This window comes from Arthrobacter sp. ZGTC131 (assembly GCF_002929275.1).
Lineage (GTDB): Bacteria > Actinomycetota > Actinomycetes > Actinomycetales > Micrococcaceae > Arthrobacter.
Genome location: NZ_PJIK01000014.1, coordinates 1 through 21,898, shown reverse-complemented (window position 1 = coordinate 21,898; position 21,898 = coordinate 1). Strand labels below are relative to the sequence as shown.

Below are 21,898 nucleotides of genomic sequence, written 5' to 3'. Positions count from 1 at the left end.
TGAATTACTCCGGATAATCCCCGGACGTGGGCGGACCTGTCTCAATGACTGGACTGTGACAGATGCGTTTCCCGGGATTTCCGGGTCTCGGGCAGAATAATAGGGGCCTTCGCGGGTAGCCACGCGTCCCGCCGGTCATCCGTTGACCCCGCCGAACCGCATGTCCATGCCGACAATTGGAGCCACTGTGAGCGACACCAGCATCACTATCCCAGCAAACCTCTTGCCCAAGGACGGACGGTTCGGCGCCGGACCCTCCAAGGTCAGGCCCGAGCAGATCGAGGCGCTGTCCGCAGCCGCCACAACACTGCTGGGAACGTCGCACCGCCAAGCCCCGGTCAAGAACCTGGTCGGATCGGTCCGTGAAGGCCTCAGCACCTTCTTCCGCGCTCCCGAAGGCTACGAAGTGGTCCTCGGTGTGGGCGGATCCACCGCGTTCTGGGATGTGGCCAGCTTCGGCCTGGTGGAAGAGAAGGCGCAGCACCTGTCCTTCGGCGAGTTCGGCTCCAAGTTCGCCGCCGCCACGAATAAGGCTCCGTTCCTGGCGGAATCCTCCATCATCAAGTCGGAGCCGGGAACGTGCCCGGCGCCGCGGGCCGAGGCCGGGGTGGACGTCTACGCCTGGCCGCAGAACGAGACCTCCACCGGCGTTGCCGCTCCCGTGCAGCGCGTGAACGGCGCCGACGCCGGGTCCCTGGTGCTCGTGGACGCAACGTCCGCCGCCGGCGGCCTGGACGTCGACGTTGCCGAGACGGATGTCTACTACTTCGCACCGCAGAAAAACTTCGCGTCCGACGGCGGCCTGTGGCTTGGCCTGTTCTCCCCCGCCGCACTGGAGCGTGCCGCCCGGATCAAGGCCAGCGGCCGCTGGATTCCGGACTTCCTGGACCTGCAGACCGCCATCGACAACTCAAGGCTGAACCAGACATACAACACGCCTGCCCTGGCAACGCTGGTCACGCTGGACGCCCAGGTGCAGTGGCTCAATGCCAACGGCGGCCTCGACTTCGCGGCCGGCCGCACTGCCGACTCTGCGGGCCGCATCTACAAGTGGGCCGAAGCCTCCGAGTTCGCCACGCCGTTCGTGGCCAACGCCGCGGAACGCTCCAACGTCATCGCCACAATCGATTTCGACGAGTCCATCGATGCTGCCGCCATAGCCAAAGTGCTCCGTGCTAACGGCATCGTTGACACCGAACCGTACCGCAAACTGGGACGCAACCAGCTGCGCATTGCCACCTTCGTGGCGATCGAACCCTCGGACGTCACTGCCCTGCTGGAATGCATCGACTACGTGGTGGGCGAGCTGAAGAAGTAGTCTCGCTCCCTCAGATAAGCGGTGGCGCCTTGGGCGTCAGCGTTCGACGGCGTCGTCCGGGCTTGCGTCCCGGCCGGCGCCGTCCGCAGTTCCGGCCGCTTCGTCCTGGTCTGCGTCGTCAGCAGTCTCGTCGGCAGGCGCGGGAGTCCCGCTGTCACCAGCGGCAGCCTTTTCCGCGGGGATGTTATCCCCGGGGGCACTGTCCTCGGCGGCATCTTCCTCGCGGGCGTCCTCGGGGCGGACCCGCTCGGCCCAGGGCACCCACTCGGGCGCGAGGATTGAGTCCTCGGAGGGAAGCAGGCCGAGTTCGTTCACTGTGATCACCTTGGACCGCGAGTTGCGGGTCAGGACGGCGTACCACTGCCAGCCGCCGTAGCCGGGCAGGCGCGCTTCGAAGAGGTGCGTCACCACACGGTCGCCCTCGGTGCGGGCAGCCAGGTGTTCGCCGATTTCGGAGGCCTTCGTGATGCCTTCGACGGCGGCCCTGGCGACGTCCACGGCCGCGGCCAGCACGGCGTCCGGTTTACCCGTGCGCCACACAGGGACGCCGGCGCGCCGTTTGGGCGCCTTGGACTCAGCCTTGGCTGCGGCCTGTTCAGGTTCCGGGTTCATCAGGGGCCTAGGCGTCCAGCTCGTCGGCAACCTTACGCAGGGCGGTGGCGATGGCCTTGCCCTTGTTGCCCTCCGGGTACTTGCCCGCTGACAGGGTTCCCGACAGGTTGTCCAGGACCGTAACGAGGTCCTGGACCAGCGGAGCGAGGTCCTTGGCGCTGGGACGCTTCGCCTTGGCGATGGAAGGCGTCTTATCGAGGACGCGCAGGCCCAGGGCCTGGGCGCCCTTGCGGCCGTCTGCGACGCCGAATTCCACGCGGGTGCCGGTCTTCAGTTCCGTGACGCCCTCGGGGAGTGCAGACTTGGGGAGGAACACTTCATGCCCGTCCTCGCCTGCGAGGAATCCGAAACCCTTGTCCTTGTCATACCACTTGACCTTGCCGGTAGGCACGTAATCAACCTTCTTCGTTCTGACGTTCTGAGACATGTCCGGCCATCACCGCATCCACACTGAGGTGCGGGTTCAGGGCATGACGGCCCGGTCCATGTTGGTCTGTTAGTTCAAGGTTATCCTGATTGGCCCCTTTATCCTGCTTTGCGGCGCGGCTGCAGCCGGACTGTTAGCGTTGCGGCATGACATCCACGCGTTTCCGGCGTCCGCTGATGATCGCCGCAGCGTTCCTCGCCGTGCTTTCCCTCATGGCCGTCGGAACGGTGATGGCCTTGGCCTTCACCGGCCAGGCCGCACCGCAGTGGGTCACCTCCACTGCTCTCTACGGGCTTCCGGCGGCCTTCCTGCTGATGCTCGTCCTGATAATCGACGGCGTCGCAGCCCGCCGCCGGGCGGGAAACGCCGGCGGGCGGTAACGTTGGACTGATGTCCCTCATTCGTGCGCTGAGCAAGGAACTGGAGGCACGCAGCGATGAGTCGCTGCGGGCCCTGTTCGCTGCGCGGCCGGACCTGATGTCTCCCGGGGTTCCCGACTTTGCGGCACTGGCTGCCCGGGCCAGCGCACGCGTGAGCGTGCAGCGAGCCCTGGAACGGCTGAACCGGCCCCAAATGCAGGTCCTTGAGACCCTCCACCTGTGCACCAACACGGACACCGGCCACAGTGCGTCGGCCACGGTCCTCAAGAAAATGATCGCCGGATCAACTGTGGCAGCCGTTGAACGGATACTGCTGTCGCTGCAGGAACTGGCGCTGGTGCACCGGGCCGAGCCGCCGCACAGCGCAGGGCCGGCGGCGCACAGGCAGCGGTTCTACCTCCCGGTGGGCAGCCTCAAGGACGTCGTCGGAATCTATCCCGCCGGGCTGGGCCGGAGTTACACCGAACTGGTTCGGCTGCAGCCAGCCTTCGCCCAGCGCGTCGTTCAACTTGTCGGCGAGCTGCACCGGAGCGGCGCCGACATCCAGGCGGCCACCACTCCCATGGAGGCAGCGCTGGCGCTGCAGCACTGGACGTCCTCCCCCGAAGCCCTGCGGGCCGTGCTCGCCACGGCTCCGGAACGCACGACGGCGCTGCTCGCCAGATTCAGCAACTGGGCCATGGGTGCCGTCCCCCAAGCGCAACGGAAAGCTTCCGTGACTACCGAGGGGTCCGACGTCGGGCCGGTGGACTGGCTATTGGCACGCGGCCTGTTGGTGCCCTTGGACGCCGCGCACGTAGAACTGCCGCACAGCGTCGGCATGTCGCTCCGGGGCGGCGCCGTCATCGACAACTTCTCCCAGACTCCCCCGGTGCCGACACTTGGCACCACCACCGCCGCCCTCCGCCGCAACGCCGCGCTCGGCGCCATCGCCGAGACCCTTCGGCTCACGGGCGAACTTCTCCACGCCGTTCGTGAGCAGCCGCTGGCCACCCTGCGGAGCGGCGGCGTGGGCATCCGCGAAATGCGGCGGCTCGCCGATACCCTGCGCGTGGACCCGCACATGGCCGCGGTGCTCCTGGAGTTCTGCGCACTTTCCGGGCTGGTCCGGCTGGATGTGGACAGCTCCTGCTGGGTGCAGCCGCCCCAGCTGGAGTGGCTGGGGCTACCGAGGCAGGAACAGTGGCTGTGGCTGGTCAACGCCTGGCTGGCCAGCGAGCGCGCCCCGTCACTGGTCGGACAGCCGGTCAACGGTCAGCCTGCGGGCCCGGCCAGCCAGCGGGCCGTCGCCGGCACCACGGTCAATGCGTTGTCCGCAGAGGCCCAGCGGTCCGATGCGCCCGTCATCCGCAAGAGGATCCTGGAAATCCTGCAGGAGCTGACCCTTGAAGCGGAATCGCCCGACGGGACGGCGCCGGTCCTCAACGCCGAAGCCGTGCTGCAGCGTGCCGAGTGGTCGCAGCCGCGCATGGCACGCCGGTTCAGCTCCCTGATCCGGGGAGTCCTTGCGGAGGCGGAAATGCTCGGGCTGATCGGTTCCGGTGCGCTCAGCCAGCTCGGCGCGGCGATTGCCGCCGAAGCACCGCAGGACGCCATGGACATCCTCGGCGAACACCTGCCCGCGGCACTCAACCACGTGCTTCTGCAGGCCGACCTCACCGCGGTGGCGCCGGGCTACTTGGCTCCGGAGCTGAGCGAACGGCTGCTGCGGATGGCGGACGCCGAGGGACAGGGCCCGGCCACCATTTACCGGTTCTCGGCGGCGTCCATCCGGCGGGCTCTGGACTCCGGGCAGGACGCCGCCGCCATTCTCGGTTTTCTCCGCCAGCACTCGGCCACCGCCGTTCCGCAGCCGCTGCAGTATCTGGTCGAGGACACCGCCGCCCGGCACGGCAAGCTGCGCGTCGGCGCGGCAACGAGTTTCATCCAGAGCGACGACGAGGCGGCCCTCGGCGAGCTGGCCGGCGAGGCCGCCGCATCATCACTGGGCCTGGTCCGGATCGCCCCCACCGTCCTGATTTCCACCGCATCCCCGCGGCAGACCGCCTTGGTGCTGCGCGGGCTGGGACTTTCGCCCGCCGTCGAGGAATCCGGTTCAGTCATCCGCCTGAACCGCACCGCGCCCCTGCCAGGGAGCGCCCACCCGGTGTACAGCGCACCCCGCACGGCCCCGCCGGACGCTGACGTGGATGCCCAGCTCGCAGTGCTCCGTAGCCACGCCGCCGCGGCCGGGACGGGCCCCAACGGCGTGCATCCGGCGTTCGCCGGCGGCGCTGAGGAAGCCACGCAGCTGGGGCTTGAAACGCTGAGGAGGGCCATCCGGCTCAAGCAGCGGGTCACCATGAACGTGGTGGACCACCTGGGGAATGCGAAGCTCGAAACCGTTGTTCCGGTCTCCGTAACCGGTGGACGCGTCAGGGTCTTCGACCCCGCCAAGGACACCGAAAGGGTGCTCTCCATCCACCGGATCATCGACATCGAAGCAGCAGAGGAATCACATCCGTGAAGGTTTTCGCAGCGTGAATGACGGCCCGCTGATTGTCCAGAGCGACAAGACCATCCTCCTGGAAGTCGACCACGAGCAGGCCACCGAGGCCCGGCACGCCATCGCCGCCTTCGCTGAACTGGAGCGTGCGCCCGAACACGTGCACAGCTACCGGCTGACGCCCCTGGGGCTCTGGAATGCCAGGGCGGCCGGCCTGGACGCCGAGAAAGTGCTCGACACCCTGCTCAAGTACTCCCGTTTCCCGGTCCCGCATTCGTTGCTGATTGACATCGAGGAAACCATGTCCCGCTACGGGCGGCTCAGGCTGGAGAAGGATCCGCAGCACGGGCTCGTCATGCGCACCAATGATTACCCCGTGCTGGAAGAGGTCAGCAGGGCCAAGAAAATCCAGCCGCTGCTCGGTCCCCGCATCGACGGCGAGACTGTGGTGGTCCACTCCTCCCAGCGCGGTCAGCTCAAACAGCTGCTGCTGAAGATCGGCTGGCCTGCAGAGGACCTGGCCGGATATGTGGACGGCACGCCCCACCCGATCATGCTCAACGAGTCCGGCTGGCAGCTGCGGCCCTACCAGCGGCTGGCCACCGAGAACTTCTGGGCGGGCGGCAGCGGCGTTGTGGTGCTGCCCTGCGGCGCGGGTAAGACCCTGGTGGGAGCCGCGGCGATGGCCACGAGCTCCACGACGACGCTGATCCTCGTGACCAACACCGTCTCGGCCAGGCAGTGGAAAGACGAACTGCTCAAGCGGACCTCGCTGACCGAGGATGAAATTGGGGAATACTCCGGTGCCGTCAAGGAAGTCCGGCCGGTGACGATCGCCACGTACCAGGTCCTCACGACGAAGCGCGGCGGCCTGTACCCGCACCTTGAGCTCGTGGACGGCAACGACTGGGGCCTGATCATCTACGACGAGGTCCACCTGCTTCCCGCACCGATCTTCCGGATGACCGCAGACCTCCAGGCCCGCCGCCGGCTGGGCCTCACGGCAACGCTGGTACGCGAGGACGGCAGGGAGGGCGAGGTCTTTAGCCTGATCGGACCCAAACGGTACGACGCCCCGTGGAAGGACATCGAAGCCCAGGGCTACATCGCGCCCGCGGACTGCGTGGAGGTGCGCGTGGACCTTCCGCGGGACGAACGCGTGGCGTACGCCATGGCCGACGACGCCGACAAGTACCGGCTCTGCGCCACGTCCGAGACCAAAACCCTGGTGGCGGAGCAGCTGGTGGAACGGCACCGCGGCGAGCAGGTGCTCGTGATCGGACAGTACATCGACCAACTGGATGAGCTGGGTGAGCGCCTGGACGCCCCGGTCATCAAGGGCGAAACCACGGTAAAGGAGCGCCAGAAGCTCTTCGACGCCTTCCGGGCGGGCGAAGTGCAGACCCTCGTCGTGTCCAAGGTGGCCAACTTTTCCATCGACCTCCCGGAGGCATCGGTCGCGATCCAGGTCTCCGGCTCCTTCGGGTCCCGGCAGGAGGAAGCCCAGCGGCTCGGCCGGCTGCTGCGTCCCAAACAGGACGGCCGCGCGGCACGCTTCTACTCGCTGGTGGCCAGGGACACCCTGGACCAGGATTTCGCTGCCAAGCGGCAGCGGTTCCTCGCGGAGCAGGGCTACGCGTACCGGATCATGGACGCCAAGGACGTGGGCAAGACGGGCTAGCCCAAGCAACACACAACTTTCATCCAGAAAACTCCCAGATTCTGGGAGCATCATGGGAGATATGAAAAAGAACGGTGCCGAAGCCAAGCTCCTCGTGGTCGATGACGAGCCGAACATCCGCGAGCTCCTCTCCACGTCGCTGCGCTTCGCCGGGTTCGAAGTCGTTTCGGCCGGCAATGGGCGGGAGGCCCTGGCTGCCGCGGAAGCCCACACCCCGGACCTCGCCGTGCTGGACGTCATGCTTCCGGACATGGACGGCTTCACCGTCACCCGGCGGCTTCGCGCTTCGGGCAAGCACTTCCCCGTCCTGTTCCTCACCGCCAAGGACGACACCGAAGACAAGGTCACCGGGCTGACCGTCGGCGGCGACGACTACGTCACCAAGCCGTTCAGCCTCGATGAAGTTGTGGCACGCATCCGCGCAGTGCTGCGCCGCACCCAGCCGCTGCTGGACGACGACGAGGCAGTCATCCGCGTCGACGACCTCGAACTCGACGACGACGCCCACGAGGTGCGCCGCGGCGGAACCGTCATTGAGCTGTCGCCCACCGAGTTCAAGCTCCTGAGGTACCTGATGCTCAATCCGAACCGGGTGCTCTCCAAGGCACAGATCCTGGACCATGTCTGGGAGTACGACTTCAACGGTGATGCCTCGATCGTGGAGTCCTACATCTCGTACCTGCGGCGCAAAGTGGACATCGATCCCGACGCCCCGGCCCTGATCCAGACCAAACGCGGCGTCGGCTACGTGCTGCGGACAGCAGAAAAGCGCTGACCTTGCTGGAACGTTGGAAGTCCGCCACACTCCGGTCGCAACTGGTAGCGATCATGATGGCCGTCATGCTCGTGGCCCTGGCTGTCACGGGGGCGGGCACCCTGACCCTGCTGCGGAGCTACCTCGAAGGCCAGGTGGACGACAAACTGAAGGCCGCCGTCGCGTCCGCCGAGCAGGAGCGGTCCTTTAGCCAAATCGCCATGCCCAACACCAGCGTCCCCACCGATTACTCGGTGGTCGTCTACTATCCGGGAGCCGCAGGGCGGGTCCTCAGCGACAACAAGGACCCGCGCCCGGACATCGATTCCATCACCGTGGATCAGGCTCGCCAGCGCGGCTTCGAGCCCTATCAGGTCCGCGGCACCGACGACGAAAACTGGCGTGTGGTTGCCGTCAGCATCGTTGACAGCAACCAGCAGCGGGCCGTGGTGGTTATCGGCCTGCCCCTCTCCACGGTGGAGGAAGTTCTGGGCCACGCCACGCTGGTGGTGGTGGGCGTTGGGCTGCTGACGCTGATCCTCGCCTTCTTCATCGCCTCGTGGACAGTGACCAGATCCTTCCGTCCGCTGGCCCGGGTGGAGAAGACCGCGGCCGCCATTGCGGCCGGTGACCTGTCGCGCCGCGTGGCTGTGGAGAATCCGGACACGGAAGTGGGCCGCCTCGGACGGTCACTGAACGCCATGCTCGCCCACATCGAGGCCGCGTTCGCGGCACGGATGGCCTCCGAGGACCGCATGCGGCGGTTCGCTGCAGACGCCTCACACGAACTGCGCACTCCGCTCGTGACCATCAGGGGCTACTCGGAGCTCTACCGGCATGGCGCCTTGGAGTCCCCCGAGGAGATCACCAACGCCATGGGCCGCATCGAGAGCGAAGCCAAGCGCATGGGCTCTATGGTGGAGGACCTGCTCCTGCTGGCACGGCTCGATGAGCAGCGGCCGCTGCAGCAGAAGCCCGTCGACCTTCAGCTGCTCGCCCACGACGCCGTGGTGGACACCCAGGCCAGCGACCCCAACCGCACGATCACCCTGACGGGCCTGAAGGGAAGCCGCGCGCAGCCCGCGCCCGTGCTCGGCGACGAAGCGAAGCTCCGCCAGGTGGTGGGCAACCTCGTGGGCAACGCTTTACGGTACACACCGGCGGGCACGCCGATCGAACTCGCGGTGGGCATGCGTGCAGGCAAGGACGGTTCACTGCACTCGGTCCTCGAAGTCCGGGACCACGGCCCCGGCATTCCGGACAGCGAAGCGCCTAAAGTCTTCGAGCGCTTCTACCGGTCAGATACGTCCCGCACCAGGGACACGGGCGGCAGCGGGCTGGGCCTGGCTATCGTGGCAGCCATCGTGGGTTCGCACGGCGGATCTGTCCGCGTGGACACCACCGAGGGCGGCGGCGCAACGCTGATCGTCAGTCTGCCGGCCCGCAATGATGCCCAGGAAGGGCACCGAGGCGTCTCCGGAAGCCAGCGCCTGGACAGGAATTCCGACGGCGGCACTGACCACCAGGCCGGCGACAGCGCTGCCGATGGGCGGGACGGCGACGGCAGCGGCGGCGACAGCAGCCAGGCCGGGTTATCCACATACAGGAACTGACCCGTCGCGCCTGCTGCGGCTGATTTCATAGGCTCGGCTCAGCGGACCACATTGGAGTCCCGCATAACGTCGAGAGGCCACAGCAATGAGCATCATTTCCGTCGATACCGAACTCCTCGAGATGAAGTCAGCCAACGTCAAGGCAACCGTTGACCGCATCAGCGCCGATGTCCAGGCCATGAAGCATGGCCTGGACGAGCTCCAGGCCACTTGGCGCGGCTCGGCCGCCACCAACTTCCAGGCACTCGTCACCGAATGGACGCTGACGCAGGGCAAGGTGGAGGCTTCGCTGGCGTCCATCAACCTGGCATTGTCCTCCGCCGCGGCCACATACGCTCAGGCGGAACAGGGCAACGCCCAGCGCTTCAGCTAGCGTCCCGGAGGCCGGTAGCCTGTGTCAGACCTCCGGCGTGCTTTGGTGGAAACGGAGCCGCCATTGTGCGCCGTCCAGGACCCACAGGGAGCTCCGGAGGGCAGTGCCGGAGCGTGAGTAGCTCCGGTAGGTCAGCAGGATCGTGTCCGAGCCGATGCGGTCGGCACCGAGCACGTCCAGGTCGATCGGGCCTCCCGGGCTTTCCTCGAGGGACATCATCATCGCGTCCCGGGTCCAGATCCGCCCGGCGCTGCCGATTTCCACGAAGTCGGGATGCAGCAGAACACCGGTCCGCCCTATGTCGCTGCGCACGTCGGGGCGAAGGAGCTCGCGTTCCAGCGCTTCAACGATTTCTTCCGCGCGGGGACCGCCAGCCCGGGTGGGGGCAAGAACATCCGTGCCCAGTTCGCTGAACAGGTCCGGCTCGCTGAAGGCGCCCGCTCCGTTGCTGCCCCGTCCGTTGCTGCCCGGTCCGTTGCCGCCAGACCCGCTGCTTGGCCGTCCGTTGTTGCCAGGCCCGCTGCTTGGCCGTCCACTGCTCCCAGACGCGCTGCTGGCCAGTCCGGCGGCATCAATGCGGGCGCTGTCCATGCCGCCGAACAGGTCCAGCTCGTCCGCTCCGTCGGATTCCGGGGAAGAATCCCGGGCAGCGGCCGCGGCGCCCCTGGCTTCCGGTTCCCGGACCCCGGCGGCAGCACCGCGGAAGCCGGGCCCGGAGCGGGCAGCCACGCCCTGCTGGTATGCCACCGCAACGGCACGGGCGCGTTCGTCGGCCGCCTCGTTCAGGTCATGGCCCGCGTGGCCCTTGACCCACTCGAAGGTGTATTTCCGGCCCGCCAGTTCCCGGTCGATGTCCTTGAGGATGTCGACGTTGAGGACGGGCTTGCCGTCGGCTTTCCGCCACCCTTTGCGCTTCCAGCCGGGCATCCACTTGGTCACGGAATTGATCACGTACTGGCTGTCGCAGAGAATCCGCAGGTCCTCCTGCGGAATGTGCGCTGTTGAGCGGAAGAGATCCAGGACCGCCATCAGCTCACCCTGGTTGTTCGTGCCGTGCGGCCACCCTCCGGCGCGCCAGCAATCGTCGTTTACGTACCAGGCCCATCCGGCCGGGCCGGGATTTCCTAAAGCCGAACCGTCGGCCGCTGCTGTAATCGTCACGGATCAATCCTGCCAGACACCACCGACACTGCCGTCCGTACGCCTCAAGGACCCACAGGCCAAGGGACGCACGCCGTTAAAGACCGGCGGCGGCCACACCCGAAGGTGGGACCGCCGCCGATCTTAAGAGCGTTGTTCGCTAGCTGGAAGGCAGGGGGTTAGAAACCGCCCATGCCGCCCATCTCGTCGCCGCCGCCCATGGCCGGAGCGTTCTTCTCCGGCTTGTCGGCCACAACAGCCTCGGTGGTGAGGAACAGGCCGGCAATGGAAGCCGCGTTCTGCAGGGCAGAGCGCGTCACCTTGACGGGGTCGTTGATGCCGGCGGCCAGCAGGTCGACGTACTCGCCGGTTGCTGCGTTCAGGCCGTGGCCAGCGGGCAGGCCGCGGACCTTGTCCACCACAACACCGGGCTCGAGGCCGGCGTTGAATGCGATCTGCTTGAGCGGAGCGTCGATGGCAACGCGCACGATGTTCGCGCCGGTTGCTTCGTCGCCTTCGAGCTGCAGGTTGGCGAATGCCTTGGCACCGGCCTGGATCAGGGCAACGCCACCGCCGGCGACGATGCCCTCTTCAACAGCAGCCTTGGCGTTGCGGACTGCGTCCTCAATGCGGTGCTTGCGTTCCTTGAGCTCAACTTCGGTTGCGGCACCGGCCTTGATGACTGCAACGCCGCCGGCCAGCTTGGCCAGGCGCTCCTGCAGCTTCTCGCGGTCGTAGTCGGAATCGGAGTTTTCGATCTCTGCACGGATCTGGGAAACGCGGCCGGCAATCTGGTCAGCGTCACCTGCACCCTCGACGATGGTGGTCTCGTCCTTGGTGACAACCACCTTGCGGGCACGGCCGAGGAGTTCGAGGCCGGCGGTCTCAAGCTTGAGGCCGACTTCCTCGGCGATGACCTGGCCACCGGTGAGGATGGCGATGTCGGCGAGCTGTGCCTTGCGGCGGTCGCCGAAGCCCGGAGCCTTGACGGCGACGGACTTGAAGGTGCCGCGGATCTTGTTGACGATCAGGGTGGCCAGAGCCTCGCCCTCGATGTCTTCGGCAATGATCAGCAGCGGCTTGCTGGACTGCATGACCTTTTCGAGGACAGCAACCAGTTCCTTGACGTTGGAGATCTTGGAGTTGACGATCAGGATGTACGGGTCCTCAAGGACCGTTTCCTGGCGCTCGGTGTCCGTGACGAAGTACGCGGAGATGTAACCCTTGTCGAAGCGCATGCCTTCGGTGAGCTCAAGCTCCAGGCCAAAGGTGTTGGACTCCTCGACGGTGATGACACCTTCCTTGCCGACCTTGTCCAGGGCCTCGGCAATGAGGGCGCCGATTTCGTTGTCGCCAGCGGAGATCGAGGCCGTGGCGGCGATCTCTTCCTTGGTTTCAATTTCCTTGGCGGAATCCAGCAGTTCGCGGGTTACCGCTTCAACTGCCTTTTCGATGCCGCGCTTGAGGGACAGCGGGTCAGCGCCGGCCGCGACGTTGCGCAGGCCTTCCTTGACCAGGGCCTGGGCCAGCACGGTAGCTGTGGTGGTGCCGTCGCCAGCGACGTCATCGGTCTTCTTGGCAACTTCCTTGACCAGCTCGGCGCCGATCTTCTCGTATGGATCGTCCAGCTCGATCTCCTTGGCGATGGAAACACCATCGTTGGTGATCGTGGGGGCGCCCCACTTCTTTTCGAGGACGACGTTGCGTCCACGCGGGCCGAGGGTGACCTTAACGGCGTCGGCGAGGATGTTCAGGCCCCGCTCAAGGCCGCGGCGTGCCTCTTCATCAAATGCAATGATCTTGGCCATAACGGCAGTGGTCCTTTCGGGACAGTCGTTAAGAATGAACCTCGCTGCGGTGCCCGCGACGGACGATCCTTCCCGCAGGCCTCTGTATGCCGGCGGTCCGGATCTCACCCCAACCAGGTGTTTCTTCCGCTCCACGTATACAACCGGCACCGCTGACGGTCTGGACCGGGCGGTGCTTTAGCAGTCGATACGTAAGAGTGCTAATCAATAATTAGCACTCCCCCGTGGAGAGTGCAAGCAGATGCCGCGGAAAACGCGGCAACTGCGGCACGCAATTCGCTCCCAGCGATCAGCCGGCGGACCGGCCGGCGGCCTCGCTGCCGGTCAGCTTGGCATTGTTGTCCGCCCCGTAGGTGAACACCATGTAGTTGGCTGCGGTGACATCGCCGTTCGCATCGAAGCGGACCGGACCTGATTCACCGTCGTAGTCAACAGCGGTACCCGCCTTGATGGCCGGCAGGCATTCCTTGTAGGTCTTGCAGACCGTGGGCTTCCCGCCGGGCTGTGCCGCAGTTTCGCCCTCGCCCGCCGATCCGCCCGAGACGGAGATCAGCGTGGCAGCGATCGACGCGCCGGCGTCGTCATCCGCGACGGCGGCCGCCACAGCTGCAAGATTGACGGCATCGTAGGTTTCCGGCGCGAATGTCATGTCCTTGAGGCCCGCATCCACTGCCACGAGTTCACCCTGCAGGTGTGCGGAAGGGAAGACGCCGGGGACCACGGCCCGTGCGCCCTCAAGCGCCTTGGAACCCAGGCCCGAGCCGTACTGCCTGAAGGCTCCGTCGCTCAGAAGGAGCTTGCTTCCCGGCACCCCGGCGTTGGTCAGTTCGGCAATGGCGCCCTGCGCACCGTCGCGGGCAATGACGACGACGGCGTCCGGCGCAGCTTCCCGGACGGCGGCCGCGGATTTCTGCGCCTCCCCCGGTTTGAAGGCGGAAAGCGTCACCGGTTCCAGGCCGGCACTCTTTGCGGATGCGGACACTGCTGCGGACACCTCCGTGCCGTAGCCGCTGTCCTCGTAAACCACGGCGAGGCTCTTGGCTCCGCCGTCCTTGGCCATTTTCACGAGGACTGCGGACTGGGCGATGTCAGCTGCGGCCGTCCGGAAGTAATATCCGCCGCTGTTGTACTTGCTGAGTCCCGCCGCAGTGTTCGCAGGCGAAATGAGCGTGACCTTGGCCTTGGACAGAACGTCAATGGCAGCCGGAGCCCGGCTCGAATCGGTGGGACCGATCACGACGTCGGCCTTGGCGTTCACGAGCTCCCTCGCCTGCGCTGCGGTGTCGGCATCGGTGTTTTCCGGCAGCAGCTGCACCGGCTGGCCCTTGTGCCCGCCGGCTGCATTGATTTCCTGGACGGCCAGTTTGGCCGCCGCCAGCTGGGCAGCGTTCAGGAACGACTGGGGGCCGGCATTATCAAGGATCAGGCCGATCCGCAGGATGCCGTCACCGCTGGCCTCGACCGAGGCCGTCCTCGCGTTACCCGCAGACCCGGAGCAGCCGCCCAGCGCCAGCACAGCAACAGCACCGCAGGCTGCGACACCCCAGCCGGCGGTGCGGGCGGACTCCAAGGTTCCGGTCCGACGTCGGGCAGTCACCCGGGAGGGAGTGCGGGCGGTGCGGTGTGTCACTAGGCGGGCCGGACGTCTTCGGCCTGCGGGCCCTTTTCGCCTTCGCCGACCTCCAGCTCCACCCGCTGGCCCTCATCGAGGGCGCGGTACCCGTCGCCCTGGATGGCGGACCAGTGCACAAAAACGTCGTCACCCGAGCCGTCAACGGTAATAAAGCCGTAGCCCTTTTCCGCGTTGAACCACTTCACGGTTCCCAATGCCATGATCTCCACACTTTCAGATTGCTTCCGTAAGGCCCACTTCAGTGTGTGCCGTGAATTACGCGTTGAAGTCTGGAAACACTCTATCGACGGGCCCGTCCGGGCGCAGGCAGGCGGCTAAAACCCGGCTCAATAGTTATTAAGGCGTAACCCAAACGGTCACTGGAATTCGGGGCCCAGCACCACGGCAACAGGGGCCTGAAGGTCCGCAGTTTCAACCAGGTTGGTGATGTTCAGCAGTGCAGCGAGAGCCTCGGCGTTCGCCCTCTGCGCTGCGTCGGAATAGAAAATCACCGATGCCTGCTGGGGCGATCCCTGCCAGTTGGACACTTCACCCAGTGCCCAGCCGTCATTCTGGACCGTGGCGCCCACCCGTCCGGCCAGCCCGGAGGTGAGCGCTGCGTTGTAGACGGACACCGGCTGCGACTTGTCCACGGCAGAGGAGCTCAGCGCCTGGGAATCTGCACCGGAGGCCGACTCGGATGCGGAGGCCGACGGTGTGCTGGAGGGGTTGGCTGCGGGTGAGGTTGCCTTGGCGGACGCCGTGGCGGTGGGGCTGGAGAGCGAGCTCGACTGCGGGCTGGGCCGTTGGCTGGGCGGCGCTTCGGCGGTCATGGCGGAGAGCGGGCTCGCGGCGGCCTGGAACCCAAGCTGCGGCAGCAGCAGAAACGCGAACACGCCGACGGCAAGCGACCCGATTCCTACGGTCAGAATCGGCCAGAGCCTCGCGCGGCCAGGCGCAGAAACGGCACGGTGTACGCCCTGACGGGCAGAGGCCTCCGGGACCCTGTCGAATTCGTCCCGAGCATAGTTAGTCATGGTGAAGTGACGTCCTTGGTGGATTTCTTGCCGGCAGTCCGGCACTGGCGTTTACGCGTCAGATCCCAGGCGGCGTGCAGTGCGGGCGCGCTGGCGTGACGTACGTAGTCTACGCAATCTCTTGACGAGCATGGGGTCGTGGGCCAGCGCAGCCTCGGTATCGATCAGTGCATTGAGGATCTGATAGTAGTGCGTCGCAGAGAGGTCGAACAGCTCGCGGATGGCCTGTTCCTTGGCTCCAGCGTACTTCCACCACTGCCGCTCCAGAGCCAGCATCTGCTGCTCCCGCTCGCTCAGCGGCGAGTCCCGCAACTGGAAGTCGTCCAGCAGCGATCCGCGCTGCGATCCCGCCTCCGGCGCCGCGCCAGCCGCCGCCGGCTGGCCTGCGAAATGGTCCTGCAACGGCTCTGCCACTGCACCCTCCTTCGCTGAATCCGGTAAAAAGCCCAACCACCATGTTACGGACGAATAACAGCATTGTCATTTACGCCGTGTGACGCCGACGCCCCGCCGAGGCAGAATGAGTGGGTGACTGAACCGGAACCCTTGTTTGAGCTGGAGCAGGCCAGTCCGGAGGCTGTTGGCTTCGCCGAGATGGCAGGGATGCCCCTCGACGAGCTGGTGGCTCCCGACTGGGCCGCGGCACTGGCCGGTGTGGAGTCGGAGCTGCGGTCGGTGCTGTCTTTCCTGGCCGGGGAGGTGGCGGAGGGGCACAGGGTGCTGCCGCCGTCGTCGAACGTCCTCCGCGCGTTCCGCCAGCCGCTGGCGGACGTGCGGGTGCTAATCGTGGGCCAGGATCCGTACCCCACGCCGGGACATGCCGTCGGGCTGGCGTTTTCGGTGGACGGCCGCACGCGTCCCATCCCCCGCAGCCTGGCCAACATCTACAAGGAGCTCGAGGCCGACCTCGGGCTCCCGGCGCGCGTCCATGGCGACCTGGGCGCCTGGGCCGGGCAGGGCGTCCTGCTGCTTAACAGGGTCCTGAGCGTCCGCGAGGGCGCCGCCGGCTCCCACCGCGGAAAGGGCTGGGAAACCATCACGACGGCGGCCGTTGCCGCCGTCGCGGGCCGCCGCGCCGCTGACGGCGGCAGGCTCCCCCTCGTCGCCGTCCTGTGGGGCAAGGACGCGGAGGGAATGCGGCAGCTCCTGGGCGACACGCCCGTGGTGGCCAGCGTCCATCCGAGCCCCCTGTCGGCGTCCCGCGGTTTCTTCGGATCCCGGCCGTTCAGCCGAGCCAACGCCCTGCTGAACGAGCAGGGCGCCGGCGCGGTGGACTGGGAGCTTCCGGCATTGGCACCGGCAACCGGCGCAACTGGCAGGCCAGCGGCTGGGCACTGAGTGCCTGGCCGGCTATGAGCCGTGCAGTAAACCAGCGAACCCGCCAGGTGGCCGGAGGACGGCCCGCGCCCGAACTTAGCCTAGGCTTACTTTCATGACTTCTGTTCCCGCCGCCACGTCCGCCACGCGGAACTCCCGCCCCCAGATCAACCTGACCGTCCTGCGCCGGGAGCAGCTTTCCGCGCACATGGTGCGCATCGTCGCCGGCGGCGAGGGCTTCGCCGAGTACGTCAACAACGACTTTGTGGACAGGTACGTAAAGATCGCCTTTCCCCAGCAGAATGTGGACTACCCCGAGCCGCTGGACCTGTGGGCTGTCCGCGAATCGATGCCGCGGGGGCTGTGGCCGTACACCCGGACCTATACGGTGCGCTGGGTGGACACAGCGGCCGGTGAACTGGCCATCGACTTCGTCATCCACGGGGACGAAGGCCTGGCAGGGCCATGGGCTGCCGCGGCCCAGCCCGGTGACACGCTCATCCTCACGGGACCGGGCGGCGGCTACAACCCGGATCCTGCTGCCGACTGGTACCTTTTGGCCGGAGACGAAGCCGCGCTGCCGGCGATCGCCGCCGTCATAGAGTCCCTGCCGTCCGGTGCCCGGGGCCTGGCGTTCCTGGAAGTGGACACCGACGCAGATGTCCAGCAGATCGCCGCGCCGGCAGCCTTGGAACTCGTCTGGCTGAAACGCGACGGCGTCCCGGCAGGCGGCAGCGACCTGCTGGTCAACGCAGTCCGCGATGCCGAGTGGCCCGACGGCCGGGTTGATGTCTTCGCCCACGGAGAACGTGGCTACATGAAGGGCCTGCGCGAGGTGCTGTTCCGCCAGCGCGGCCTGGAGCGCAGCCAGGTGTCGCTGTCCGGCTACTGGGCCACGGGACGCGTCGAGGACGACTTCCAGGCCGAGAAGAAGCTCCCGATCGGTAAGATCTAGGGCGGAGATCTAGCGGCGGCGGGCCCGCCGTCGTTCATTGCTCGCCAGGCTCCGGGTGAGGGGCCGCGCGAGCGTGTCGCCGAGCACGATCCCGCCGGCGACGCCGAACACAATCGCCCCGGCACTCAGCATCCCGCCCGCGCCGAGCAGGATTTCGGATTCCTCAATCGTCAGCACGTACATCGAGCGGAAGATGGTGAGTCCGGGCAGGAGAATTAGCGCGGCCGGCACAGCGACCACCAGCTGCGGGGCACCCATCCGCAGCGCCACCACCCGGGCCAGCAGGCCGATCACCACAGCGGCCAGCGCCGGCGAGAAGTTCAGCCCGATGCCGAGCGCCCCCGCGCCGATCAGGACCATGTGGCCGATCACGCCCACGGCCGCCGTCGGAAGCAGCAGCTTCCAGTCCGTCTGTTCCGTGATGCCGATCGCCACAACGGCGATGGCAACCAGAATGACCTGCGCCCACAGCGGGTACGCGGGCGGGAAGGAATCCGTGACGTCGATCGGCTCCATGCCGATCCTGTCTCCCACCACAAGCGCGACGGCAATCCCGGCGACGACTGCCCCGAAGGTCAGCAGAGTTGATAGGAACCTGCCGGCCGCTGTGACGGGGAAGCCGTTGATCGCGTCCTGGACCGAGGACACGAGCCGCCCGGTGGGAAGCAGCAGCAGGATGCCGCCCACCACCACAATGGCGGGGGCCAGCTGGACCCCCACGGGACTGCCGAACCGCCACATGAGCAGCGCGATGACCGTCACGACGAAGGAGCAGGCCGCCGTGATGAAGAAGTCCGGCGTCCGCCACCGGCCCAGCTTCCTGGCCAGCAGGCTGATCAGCAGGTTGGAGGCGAATGCGACCGCCGACGCACCCAGGCCGCCACCAATCACGCCCACGAACACCGCCGAGAACACGGCGAACGCGACGGTCACCATCCAGCGCGGGAACGGCTTGGGGCTGCGGACGATCTCGTCCAGGCGCCGGACGGCCTCGTCCCGGCCCACGCCTCCGGCCACGATATCGGTGACCAGCTGGTGGACCTTGGCAAGCCCGGCATAATTGTTCGTCCAGGAACGGACCACGCGCAGGAGCGCGATGGGTGTCTGGTCCTTGGGCGCGTAGTTGATGCCCACGGACTGGTTGGTGATATCCACCTCGATGTTCTTCAGGCCGAAGGCAGCGGTGACGGCGATGATGCTGGTCTCCACTTCCAGGGCACCGGCGCCATACCGGAACATCGACTCGGCGAGGTGCAGCACGAAGTCCAGGGTCTTGCGTGCCGAGGTATCTACGCCGCTGACCTGGATCATCGGGTTGGCGTACGGGCTCCCGGCGAGCCGGTCCACGATGCTCAGTGGCGCCGTCGGCGGGTTTTCCCCCTGGACCAGCCGGCGCAGCATGCGCTTGGCCGCCGCGTTCTGGTGCATCTGTGAAGGTGTCAGAGGCTCAGTCTTGGGCAGCCCGTCCGTGTGCGGCCTGTTGACGCCGCGGGGTTGTTTGGTCATTCGGGCCTCCCTCCGTGCCATGCGCTTGCTTTTATTGGCCCTGCGGCCTTAGTAGAACTGCTGTCCGGTGCGCCGGGTGTACACCTGCCGGGCCACACGCTCACCCGCTGCCATCCACACCTTGTATTTCAGCGGGCTGATGATCTGGTCGTAACAGCCAACGAAGTCGGTCACCGTCTTACTAAAGCTGGTCTTGAAAAGTCCCAGTCCGTGGAACGGATTGGATGTGTCCTTGAGTTGGGCGCTGGGCGGGGTTCCGCAGAAGTCGTATTCTGTGCAGCCCAGCTCCTTGAGCTGGTTGATCGCCGTCCACTGCACCAGGTGCGAGTCGCCGTACTGGCGGCGTTTCTGCAGCGATCCGCCGTCCTTGTACGTGCCCTTGTACCCGTAGTTGATCACGAACGCCCCTACTGACGGTACGCCGTTTTCGTAGACGAACAGAAGCCGTCCCTGGCCCCGCTTGACAAAGTTGGTCCAGAACTGGCGGTAGTACTCGTACTCGCGGACCCGGACCTGGGATTTTGCCTCCACGGTGTTGGTCATGAGCGCATACATGGCCTTGAAGTTTTCCTCGGTGGGCTCCACGTTGTGCACCTCGACGCCCTCACGGATGGCACGCCGCACGGCATTCCTGCCCCGCGAATGCAGGTTCCGGAGCAGCTGGTTCTCTTCGGGGGAAATATCCAGGAGGGCGGTGGAGTCGTTGGGCTGGAGGTTGTGGGTCTTGACCAGCCCGGCGTTTTCGATGACTTCCCGGGCCGAGTCGCTGTGCACGATGTCAGGCTCGATCTTGATGGCGAAGACGCCCAGCCGTGCCCTCTTGACGAAGTCGGCGTTGGCAGCAGCTATGCCCGGAATGTCTTCGACGGCGGCAACATCGGGGCCCTTGATGAGGTACCACAGCTTCCCCAGCACAGGGAAGCTCTTTTCCAGTACCAGGTTGTAGCTCGTGTAGTCAGCCGTTTCATAGACAAGGTGGAGCGTCTTCCACCCGAAGTGCTGTTTGACGTCCGCAAACGCCTCGGACTGAAGCAGGTTTCCGCCGTTCGGGTTCGCGGTGACGTGGGAATCCCAGTTGGCGACCTCCTCGGCGGAGGCAAAGCGGGCAGTGAATTCTCGCAAGTGTGCCGTGTCCAATCTTCGCGTACGTGTTTCCTCATCAGGTGCCCGGAGAGGCAGCCTCAAGTCTATCCGCCCGGCCTTGCCGGTGGCTGGACATGTGCCGTATCGCTCACAGGCGTATCTGGCTGAGGTCGGTGAGTTGCACCGCCTGGCCAGCCACGCCGGGCGGGGTGTCGGCCTGGCCCCGGCCGGCGGGGCCCGTACCGGCGGGGCCCGTACCGGCGGGGCCCGTACCGGCGGGGCCCGTACCGGCGGAAAAACGGTCGGCCTCCGCCAGCACGGTGAGCGGTATCCCGGTCAGGTCCGCTATCTGCGGCACCGGGACTTGGAAGGTGCGGAACGGCCCAAGGGGCGGCGGCTCGTCCGCCAGCAGCCGCTCCCTGACGGCCTGCGCCAGTTCCTCGGTGCCCAGCTGCGGGGACTGGTCCAGCAGGAACCCCGCCGCAGCCAGCCTTCCCTCCATGGTCCAGGCTGCTATTTTCCAGAATTTCCGCGGTATGGCGACTCCCCGGTACGGCACGTCGTCGTCGGCCAGGACAGGCCCGGTGAACACGCTGATCCTCGCGTCGTGCTCACCGGCATGGTTCAGCACGTGGTCTTCCAACCCGAGCCACAGTTCCTTGCCCTGGTTGAAGTCCGATGCCTGCGGTGCGGCATTGGGATAGGAGAACGTGTCCTGGTTGGCGGCCCGCGCCGTGGCGTCGTCGCCCCACACCGGGTCAAGGCGCCGGACCAGGTGGCCGCGGTCGAGGTCGTTGTGGCGGTAGACCTCGGGACCGGCCTGTAGGCTCCGGGGCACCCTGGGGTCGAAATGCCAGATTCCGACCCGGTCAAGCGGCACCAGCTCCCGGCCGTTGATATTGACCGCCACCACAGCGGCAAGCCTGCGCGCAGGCACCAGCCGGACGGAGAAGTGGGTGTAGTCGAGGAGTATGGTGGGGTGGTCCGGACAGGGCAGTTCGACAGCCGCCCGCAGGAAGCCGGGATCGTATCCTCTGCCCATGGGTCCATGGTTGCACCAGCGTCAGACACTTCACAGGGCCGCCGCCTCACCGTTGGCCAGTCCTGCCCGCTTCCAGGCGCAGCGCCAGCGCACTGACTTGACTCTCCGTCCTCCCGTGGCAACTGTTGAACCATGGAAGCCAACGAGCACGGCCGCGGCGGAATAGCCCTCCAGGCGGCAGCCCTCCTGGTATTCCTGGTTGCCTCTGCCGTGGTCGCTTGGCTCGGCTCCCAGGTCACCATAGGCAACGTCAACGGCTGGTATGCAGCGGCGGACAAGGCGCCATGGTCTCCGCCCAACTGGGTGTTCGGTGCGGTGTGGACAGTGCTGTACACGGGCATGGCCGTGGCCGGCTGGCTCGTTTGGCGGAGCAACGCCCCCGGACGCGGGACAGCGCTCACTGTGTACTGCGTGCAGCTGGCCCTGAACCTGGCCTGGACGCCGGTGTTCTTCGGACTGTATCCGGCACTCGGGTCCACTGCCCTCTGGCTGGCGCTCGTCATCATCGTGGCCCTCGCTCTGGCAGCGGCCGCTACGGTGCTCTGCTTTGGGCCGATCAGCCGGACGGCCGGGTTGTTGATGCTGCCCTATCTGTCCTGGGTGGTCTTTGCCGCCAGCCTGAACCTGTGGGCCGCCGCCCACAATTAGGCCAAGCCAGGCCCGGTCACAGCTGCGGAATCAGCACTCCACGACGTTGACGGCGAGGCCGCCCATGGCGGTTTCCTTGTATTTGGAGCTCATGTCCTTGCCGGTCT

The 21,898-nt window shown here is 66.5% G+C and carries 21 protein-coding genes; 10 read left to right on the top strand and 11 right to left on the bottom strand.

The genetic code is table 11. From position 1 onward, the window contains the following. Positions 1-187: 187 nt before the first annotated feature. Positions 188-1,318: a phosphoserine transaminase gene (gene serC / locus CXQ90_RS16480; RefSeq protein WP_104140458.1), complete on the top strand. Its 1,131-nt coding sequence runs from the start codon at positions 188-190 to the stop codon at positions 1,316-1,318. 36 nt (positions 1,319-1,354) lie between these two features. On the opposite strand, the gene CXQ90_RS16475 is transcribed toward serC, so the two are convergent. Next, the gene (locus CXQ90_RS16475; protein WP_104140457.1) at positions 1,355-1,930 is read right to left on the bottom strand and encodes a DUF3027 domain-containing protein; all 576 of its coding nucleotides are present in this window, start codon (positions 1,928-1,930) and stop codon (positions 1,355-1,357) included. A 7-nt stretch (positions 1,931-1,937) separates the two neighbouring features. After that, positions 1,938-2,321: a cold-shock protein gene (locus CXQ90_RS16470; RefSeq protein WP_104140539.1), complete on the bottom strand. Its 384-nt coding sequence runs from the start codon at positions 2,319-2,321 to the stop codon at positions 1,938-1,940. Positions 2,322-2,503: 182 nt separating this feature from the next. On the opposite strand from CXQ90_RS16470, the gene CXQ90_RS16465 reads away from it, so the two are divergent. From CXQ90_RS16465 to CXQ90_RS16440, 6 genes are all read left to right on the top strand, one after another. Next, positions 2,504-2,737: a hypothetical protein gene (locus CXQ90_RS16465; protein WP_104140456.1), complete on the top strand. Its 234-nt coding sequence runs from the start codon at positions 2,504-2,506 to the stop codon at positions 2,735-2,737. Positions 2,738-2,747: 10 nt separating this feature from the next. Then, positions 2,748-5,243: a helicase-associated domain-containing protein gene (locus CXQ90_RS16460; protein WP_104140455.1), complete on the top strand. Its 2,496-nt coding sequence runs from the start codon at positions 2,748-2,750 to the stop codon at positions 5,241-5,243. A 13-nt stretch (positions 5,244-5,256) separates the two neighbouring features. After that, positions 5,257-6,903, top strand: a complete 1,647-nt coding sequence (locus CXQ90_RS16455; RefSeq protein WP_104140454.1) for a DNA repair helicase XPB — start codon at positions 5,257-5,259, stop codon at positions 6,901-6,903. A 61-nt stretch (positions 6,904-6,964) separates the two neighbouring features. Beyond that, positions 6,965-7,678 (top strand): response regulator transcription factor, encoded by a 714-nt coding sequence (locus tag CXQ90_RS16450; protein WP_104140453.1) that lies wholly within the window; start codon positions 6,965-6,967, stop codon positions 7,676-7,678. 53 nt (positions 7,679-7,731) lie between these two features. Then, positions 7,732-9,270: a cell wall metabolism sensor histidine kinase WalK gene (locus CXQ90_RS16445; RefSeq protein ID WP_104140538.1), complete on the top strand. Its 1,539-nt coding sequence runs from the start codon at positions 7,732-7,734 to the stop codon at positions 9,268-9,270. Positions 9,271-9,355: 85 nt separating this feature from the next. Then, on the top strand, positions 9,356-9,643 hold the full coding sequence (locus CXQ90_RS16440) for a WXG100 family type VII secretion target (protein ID WP_104140452.1): 288 nt from the start codon (positions 9,356-9,358) through the stop codon (positions 9,641-9,643). Between the two features lie 24 nt (positions 9,644-9,667). Here the strand turns inward: CXQ90_RS16440 and CXQ90_RS16435 are convergent, their stop codons facing one another. From CXQ90_RS16435 to CXQ90_RS16410, 6 genes are all read right to left on the bottom strand, one after another. Next, positions 9,668-10,804, bottom strand: a complete 1,137-nt coding sequence (locus CXQ90_RS16435; protein ID WP_104140451.1) for a ribonuclease HI family protein — start codon at positions 10,802-10,804, stop codon at positions 9,668-9,670. Positions 10,805-10,962: 158 nt separating this feature from the next. Beyond that, entirely contained in the window at positions 10,963-12,591 is a 1,629-nt protein-coding gene (gene groL, locus CXQ90_RS16430; protein ID WP_104140450.1) for a chaperonin GroEL, read from the bottom strand. A gap of 289 nt (positions 12,592-12,880) precedes the next feature. Further along, positions 12,881-14,107 (bottom strand): ABC transporter substrate-binding protein, encoded by a 1,227-nt coding sequence (locus CXQ90_RS16425; protein ID WP_258064569.1) that lies wholly within the window; start codon positions 14,105-14,107, stop codon positions 12,881-12,883. A 113-nt stretch (positions 14,108-14,220) separates the two neighbouring features. Beyond that, positions 14,221-14,424 (bottom strand): cold-shock protein, encoded by a 204-nt coding sequence (locus CXQ90_RS16420; protein ID WP_146068915.1) that lies wholly within the window; start codon positions 14,422-14,424, stop codon positions 14,221-14,223. 156 nt (positions 14,425-14,580) lie between these two features. Beyond that, on the bottom strand, positions 14,581-15,240 hold the full coding sequence (locus tag CXQ90_RS16415; RefSeq protein ID WP_104140447.1) for a LytR C-terminal domain-containing protein: 660 nt from the start codon (positions 15,238-15,240) through the stop codon (positions 14,581-14,583). 51 nt (positions 15,241-15,291) lie between these two features. Further along, positions 15,292-15,570 carry a DUF3263 domain-containing protein gene (locus CXQ90_RS16410; protein ID WP_181038598.1) on the bottom strand — a complete coding sequence of 93 codons (279 nt, stop codon included), beginning with the start codon at positions 15,568-15,570 and terminating at the stop codon, positions 15,292-15,294. A gap of 198 nt (positions 15,571-15,768) precedes the next feature. On the opposite strand from CXQ90_RS16410, the gene CXQ90_RS16405 reads away from it, so the two are divergent. Then, the gene (locus CXQ90_RS16405; RefSeq protein ID WP_181038593.1) at positions 15,769-16,578 is read left to right on the top strand and encodes a uracil-DNA glycosylase; all 810 of its coding nucleotides are present in this window, start codon (positions 15,769-15,771) and stop codon (positions 16,576-16,578) included. A gap of 94 nt (positions 16,579-16,672) precedes the next feature. Further along, entirely contained in the window at positions 16,673-17,512 is an 840-nt protein-coding gene (locus CXQ90_RS16400; protein ID WP_104140446.1) for a siderophore-interacting protein, read from the top strand. Positions 17,513-17,521: 9 nt separating this feature from the next. Here CXQ90_RS16400 and CXQ90_RS16395 read toward each other — a convergent pair whose 3' ends face one another. From CXQ90_RS16395 to CXQ90_RS16385, 3 genes are all read right to left on the bottom strand, one after another. Next, on the bottom strand, positions 17,522-19,018 hold the full coding sequence (locus CXQ90_RS16395; protein WP_104140445.1) for a threonine/serine exporter ThrE family protein: 1,497 nt from the start codon (positions 19,016-19,018) through the stop codon (positions 17,522-17,524). A gap of 48 nt (positions 19,019-19,066) precedes the next feature. Further along, a complete protein-coding gene (locus CXQ90_RS16390; protein WP_104140444.1) occupies positions 19,067-20,140 on the bottom strand; it encodes a peptidoglycan bridge formation glycyltransferase FemA/FemB family protein in 1,074 nt (357 codons plus the stop codon). A gap of 109 nt (positions 20,141-20,249) precedes the next feature. Next, the gene (locus tag CXQ90_RS16385; RefSeq protein ID WP_104140443.1) at positions 20,250-21,143 is read right to left on the bottom strand and encodes a DNA/RNA non-specific endonuclease; all 894 of its coding nucleotides are present in this window, start codon (positions 21,141-21,143) and stop codon (positions 20,250-20,252) included. Positions 21,144-21,275: 132 nt separating this feature from the next. Between CXQ90_RS16385 and CXQ90_RS16380 the strand changes: the two genes are divergently transcribed. Continuing rightward, positions 21,276-21,791, top strand: coding sequence for a TspO/MBR family protein (locus CXQ90_RS16380; RefSeq protein ID WP_104140442.1), 516 nt, complete (start codon positions 21,276-21,278; stop codon positions 21,789-21,791). The last annotated feature ends 107 nt before the right edge of the window (positions 21,792-21,898 follow it).

Excerpts from the sequence above, each read along its gene's own strand:
- CXQ90_RS16450 (WP_104140453.1), top strand. The coding sequence starts at position 6,965 with ATGAAAAAGAACGGTGCCGAAGCCAAGCTCCTCGTGGTCGATGACGAG.
- CXQ90_RS16415 (WP_104140447.1), bottom strand. The coding sequence starts at position 15,240 with ATGACTAACTATGCTCGGGACGAATTCGACAGGGTCCCGGAGGCCTCT.
- CXQ90_RS16380 (WP_104140442.1), top strand. The coding sequence starts at position 21,276 with ATGGAAGCCAACGAGCACGGCCGCGGCGGAATAGCCCTCCAGGCGGCA.
- CXQ90_RS16385 (WP_104140443.1), bottom strand. The coding sequence starts at position 21,143 with ATGGGCAGAGGATACGATCCCGGCTTCCTGCGGGCGGCTGTCGAACTG.
- CXQ90_RS16445 (WP_104140538.1), top strand. The coding sequence starts at position 7,732 with ATGATGGCCGTCATGCTCGTGGCCCTGGCTGTCACGGGGGCGGGCACC.
- groL (WP_104140450.1), bottom strand. The coding sequence starts at position 12,591 with ATGGCCAAGATCATTGCATTTGATGAAGAGGCACGCCGCGGCCTTGAG.
- CXQ90_RS16395 (WP_104140445.1), bottom strand. The coding sequence starts at position 19,018 with ATGACCAAACAACCCCGCGGCGTCAACAGGCCGCACACGGACGGGCTG.
- CXQ90_RS16440 (WP_104140452.1), top strand. The coding sequence starts at position 9,356 with ATGAGCATCATTTCCGTCGATACCGAACTCCTCGAGATGAAGTCAGCC.
- CXQ90_RS16475 (WP_104140457.1), bottom strand. The coding sequence starts at position 1,930 with ATGAACCCGGAACCTGAACAGGCCGCAGCCAAGGCTGAGTCCAAGGCG.
- CXQ90_RS16460 (WP_104140455.1), top strand. The coding sequence starts at position 2,748 with ATGTCCCTCATTCGTGCGCTGAGCAAGGAACTGGAGGCACGCAGCGAT.
- CXQ90_RS16465 (WP_104140456.1), top strand. The coding sequence starts at position 2,504 with ATGACATCCACGCGTTTCCGGCGTCCGCTGATGATCGCCGCAGCGTTC.
- CXQ90_RS16400 (WP_104140446.1), top strand. The coding sequence starts at position 16,673 with ATGACTTCTGTTCCCGCCGCCACGTCCGCCACGCGGAACTCCCGCCCC.
- CXQ90_RS16420 (WP_146068915.1), bottom strand. The coding sequence starts at position 14,424 with ATGGCATTGGGAACCGTGAAGTGGTTCAACGCGGAAAAGGGCTACGGC.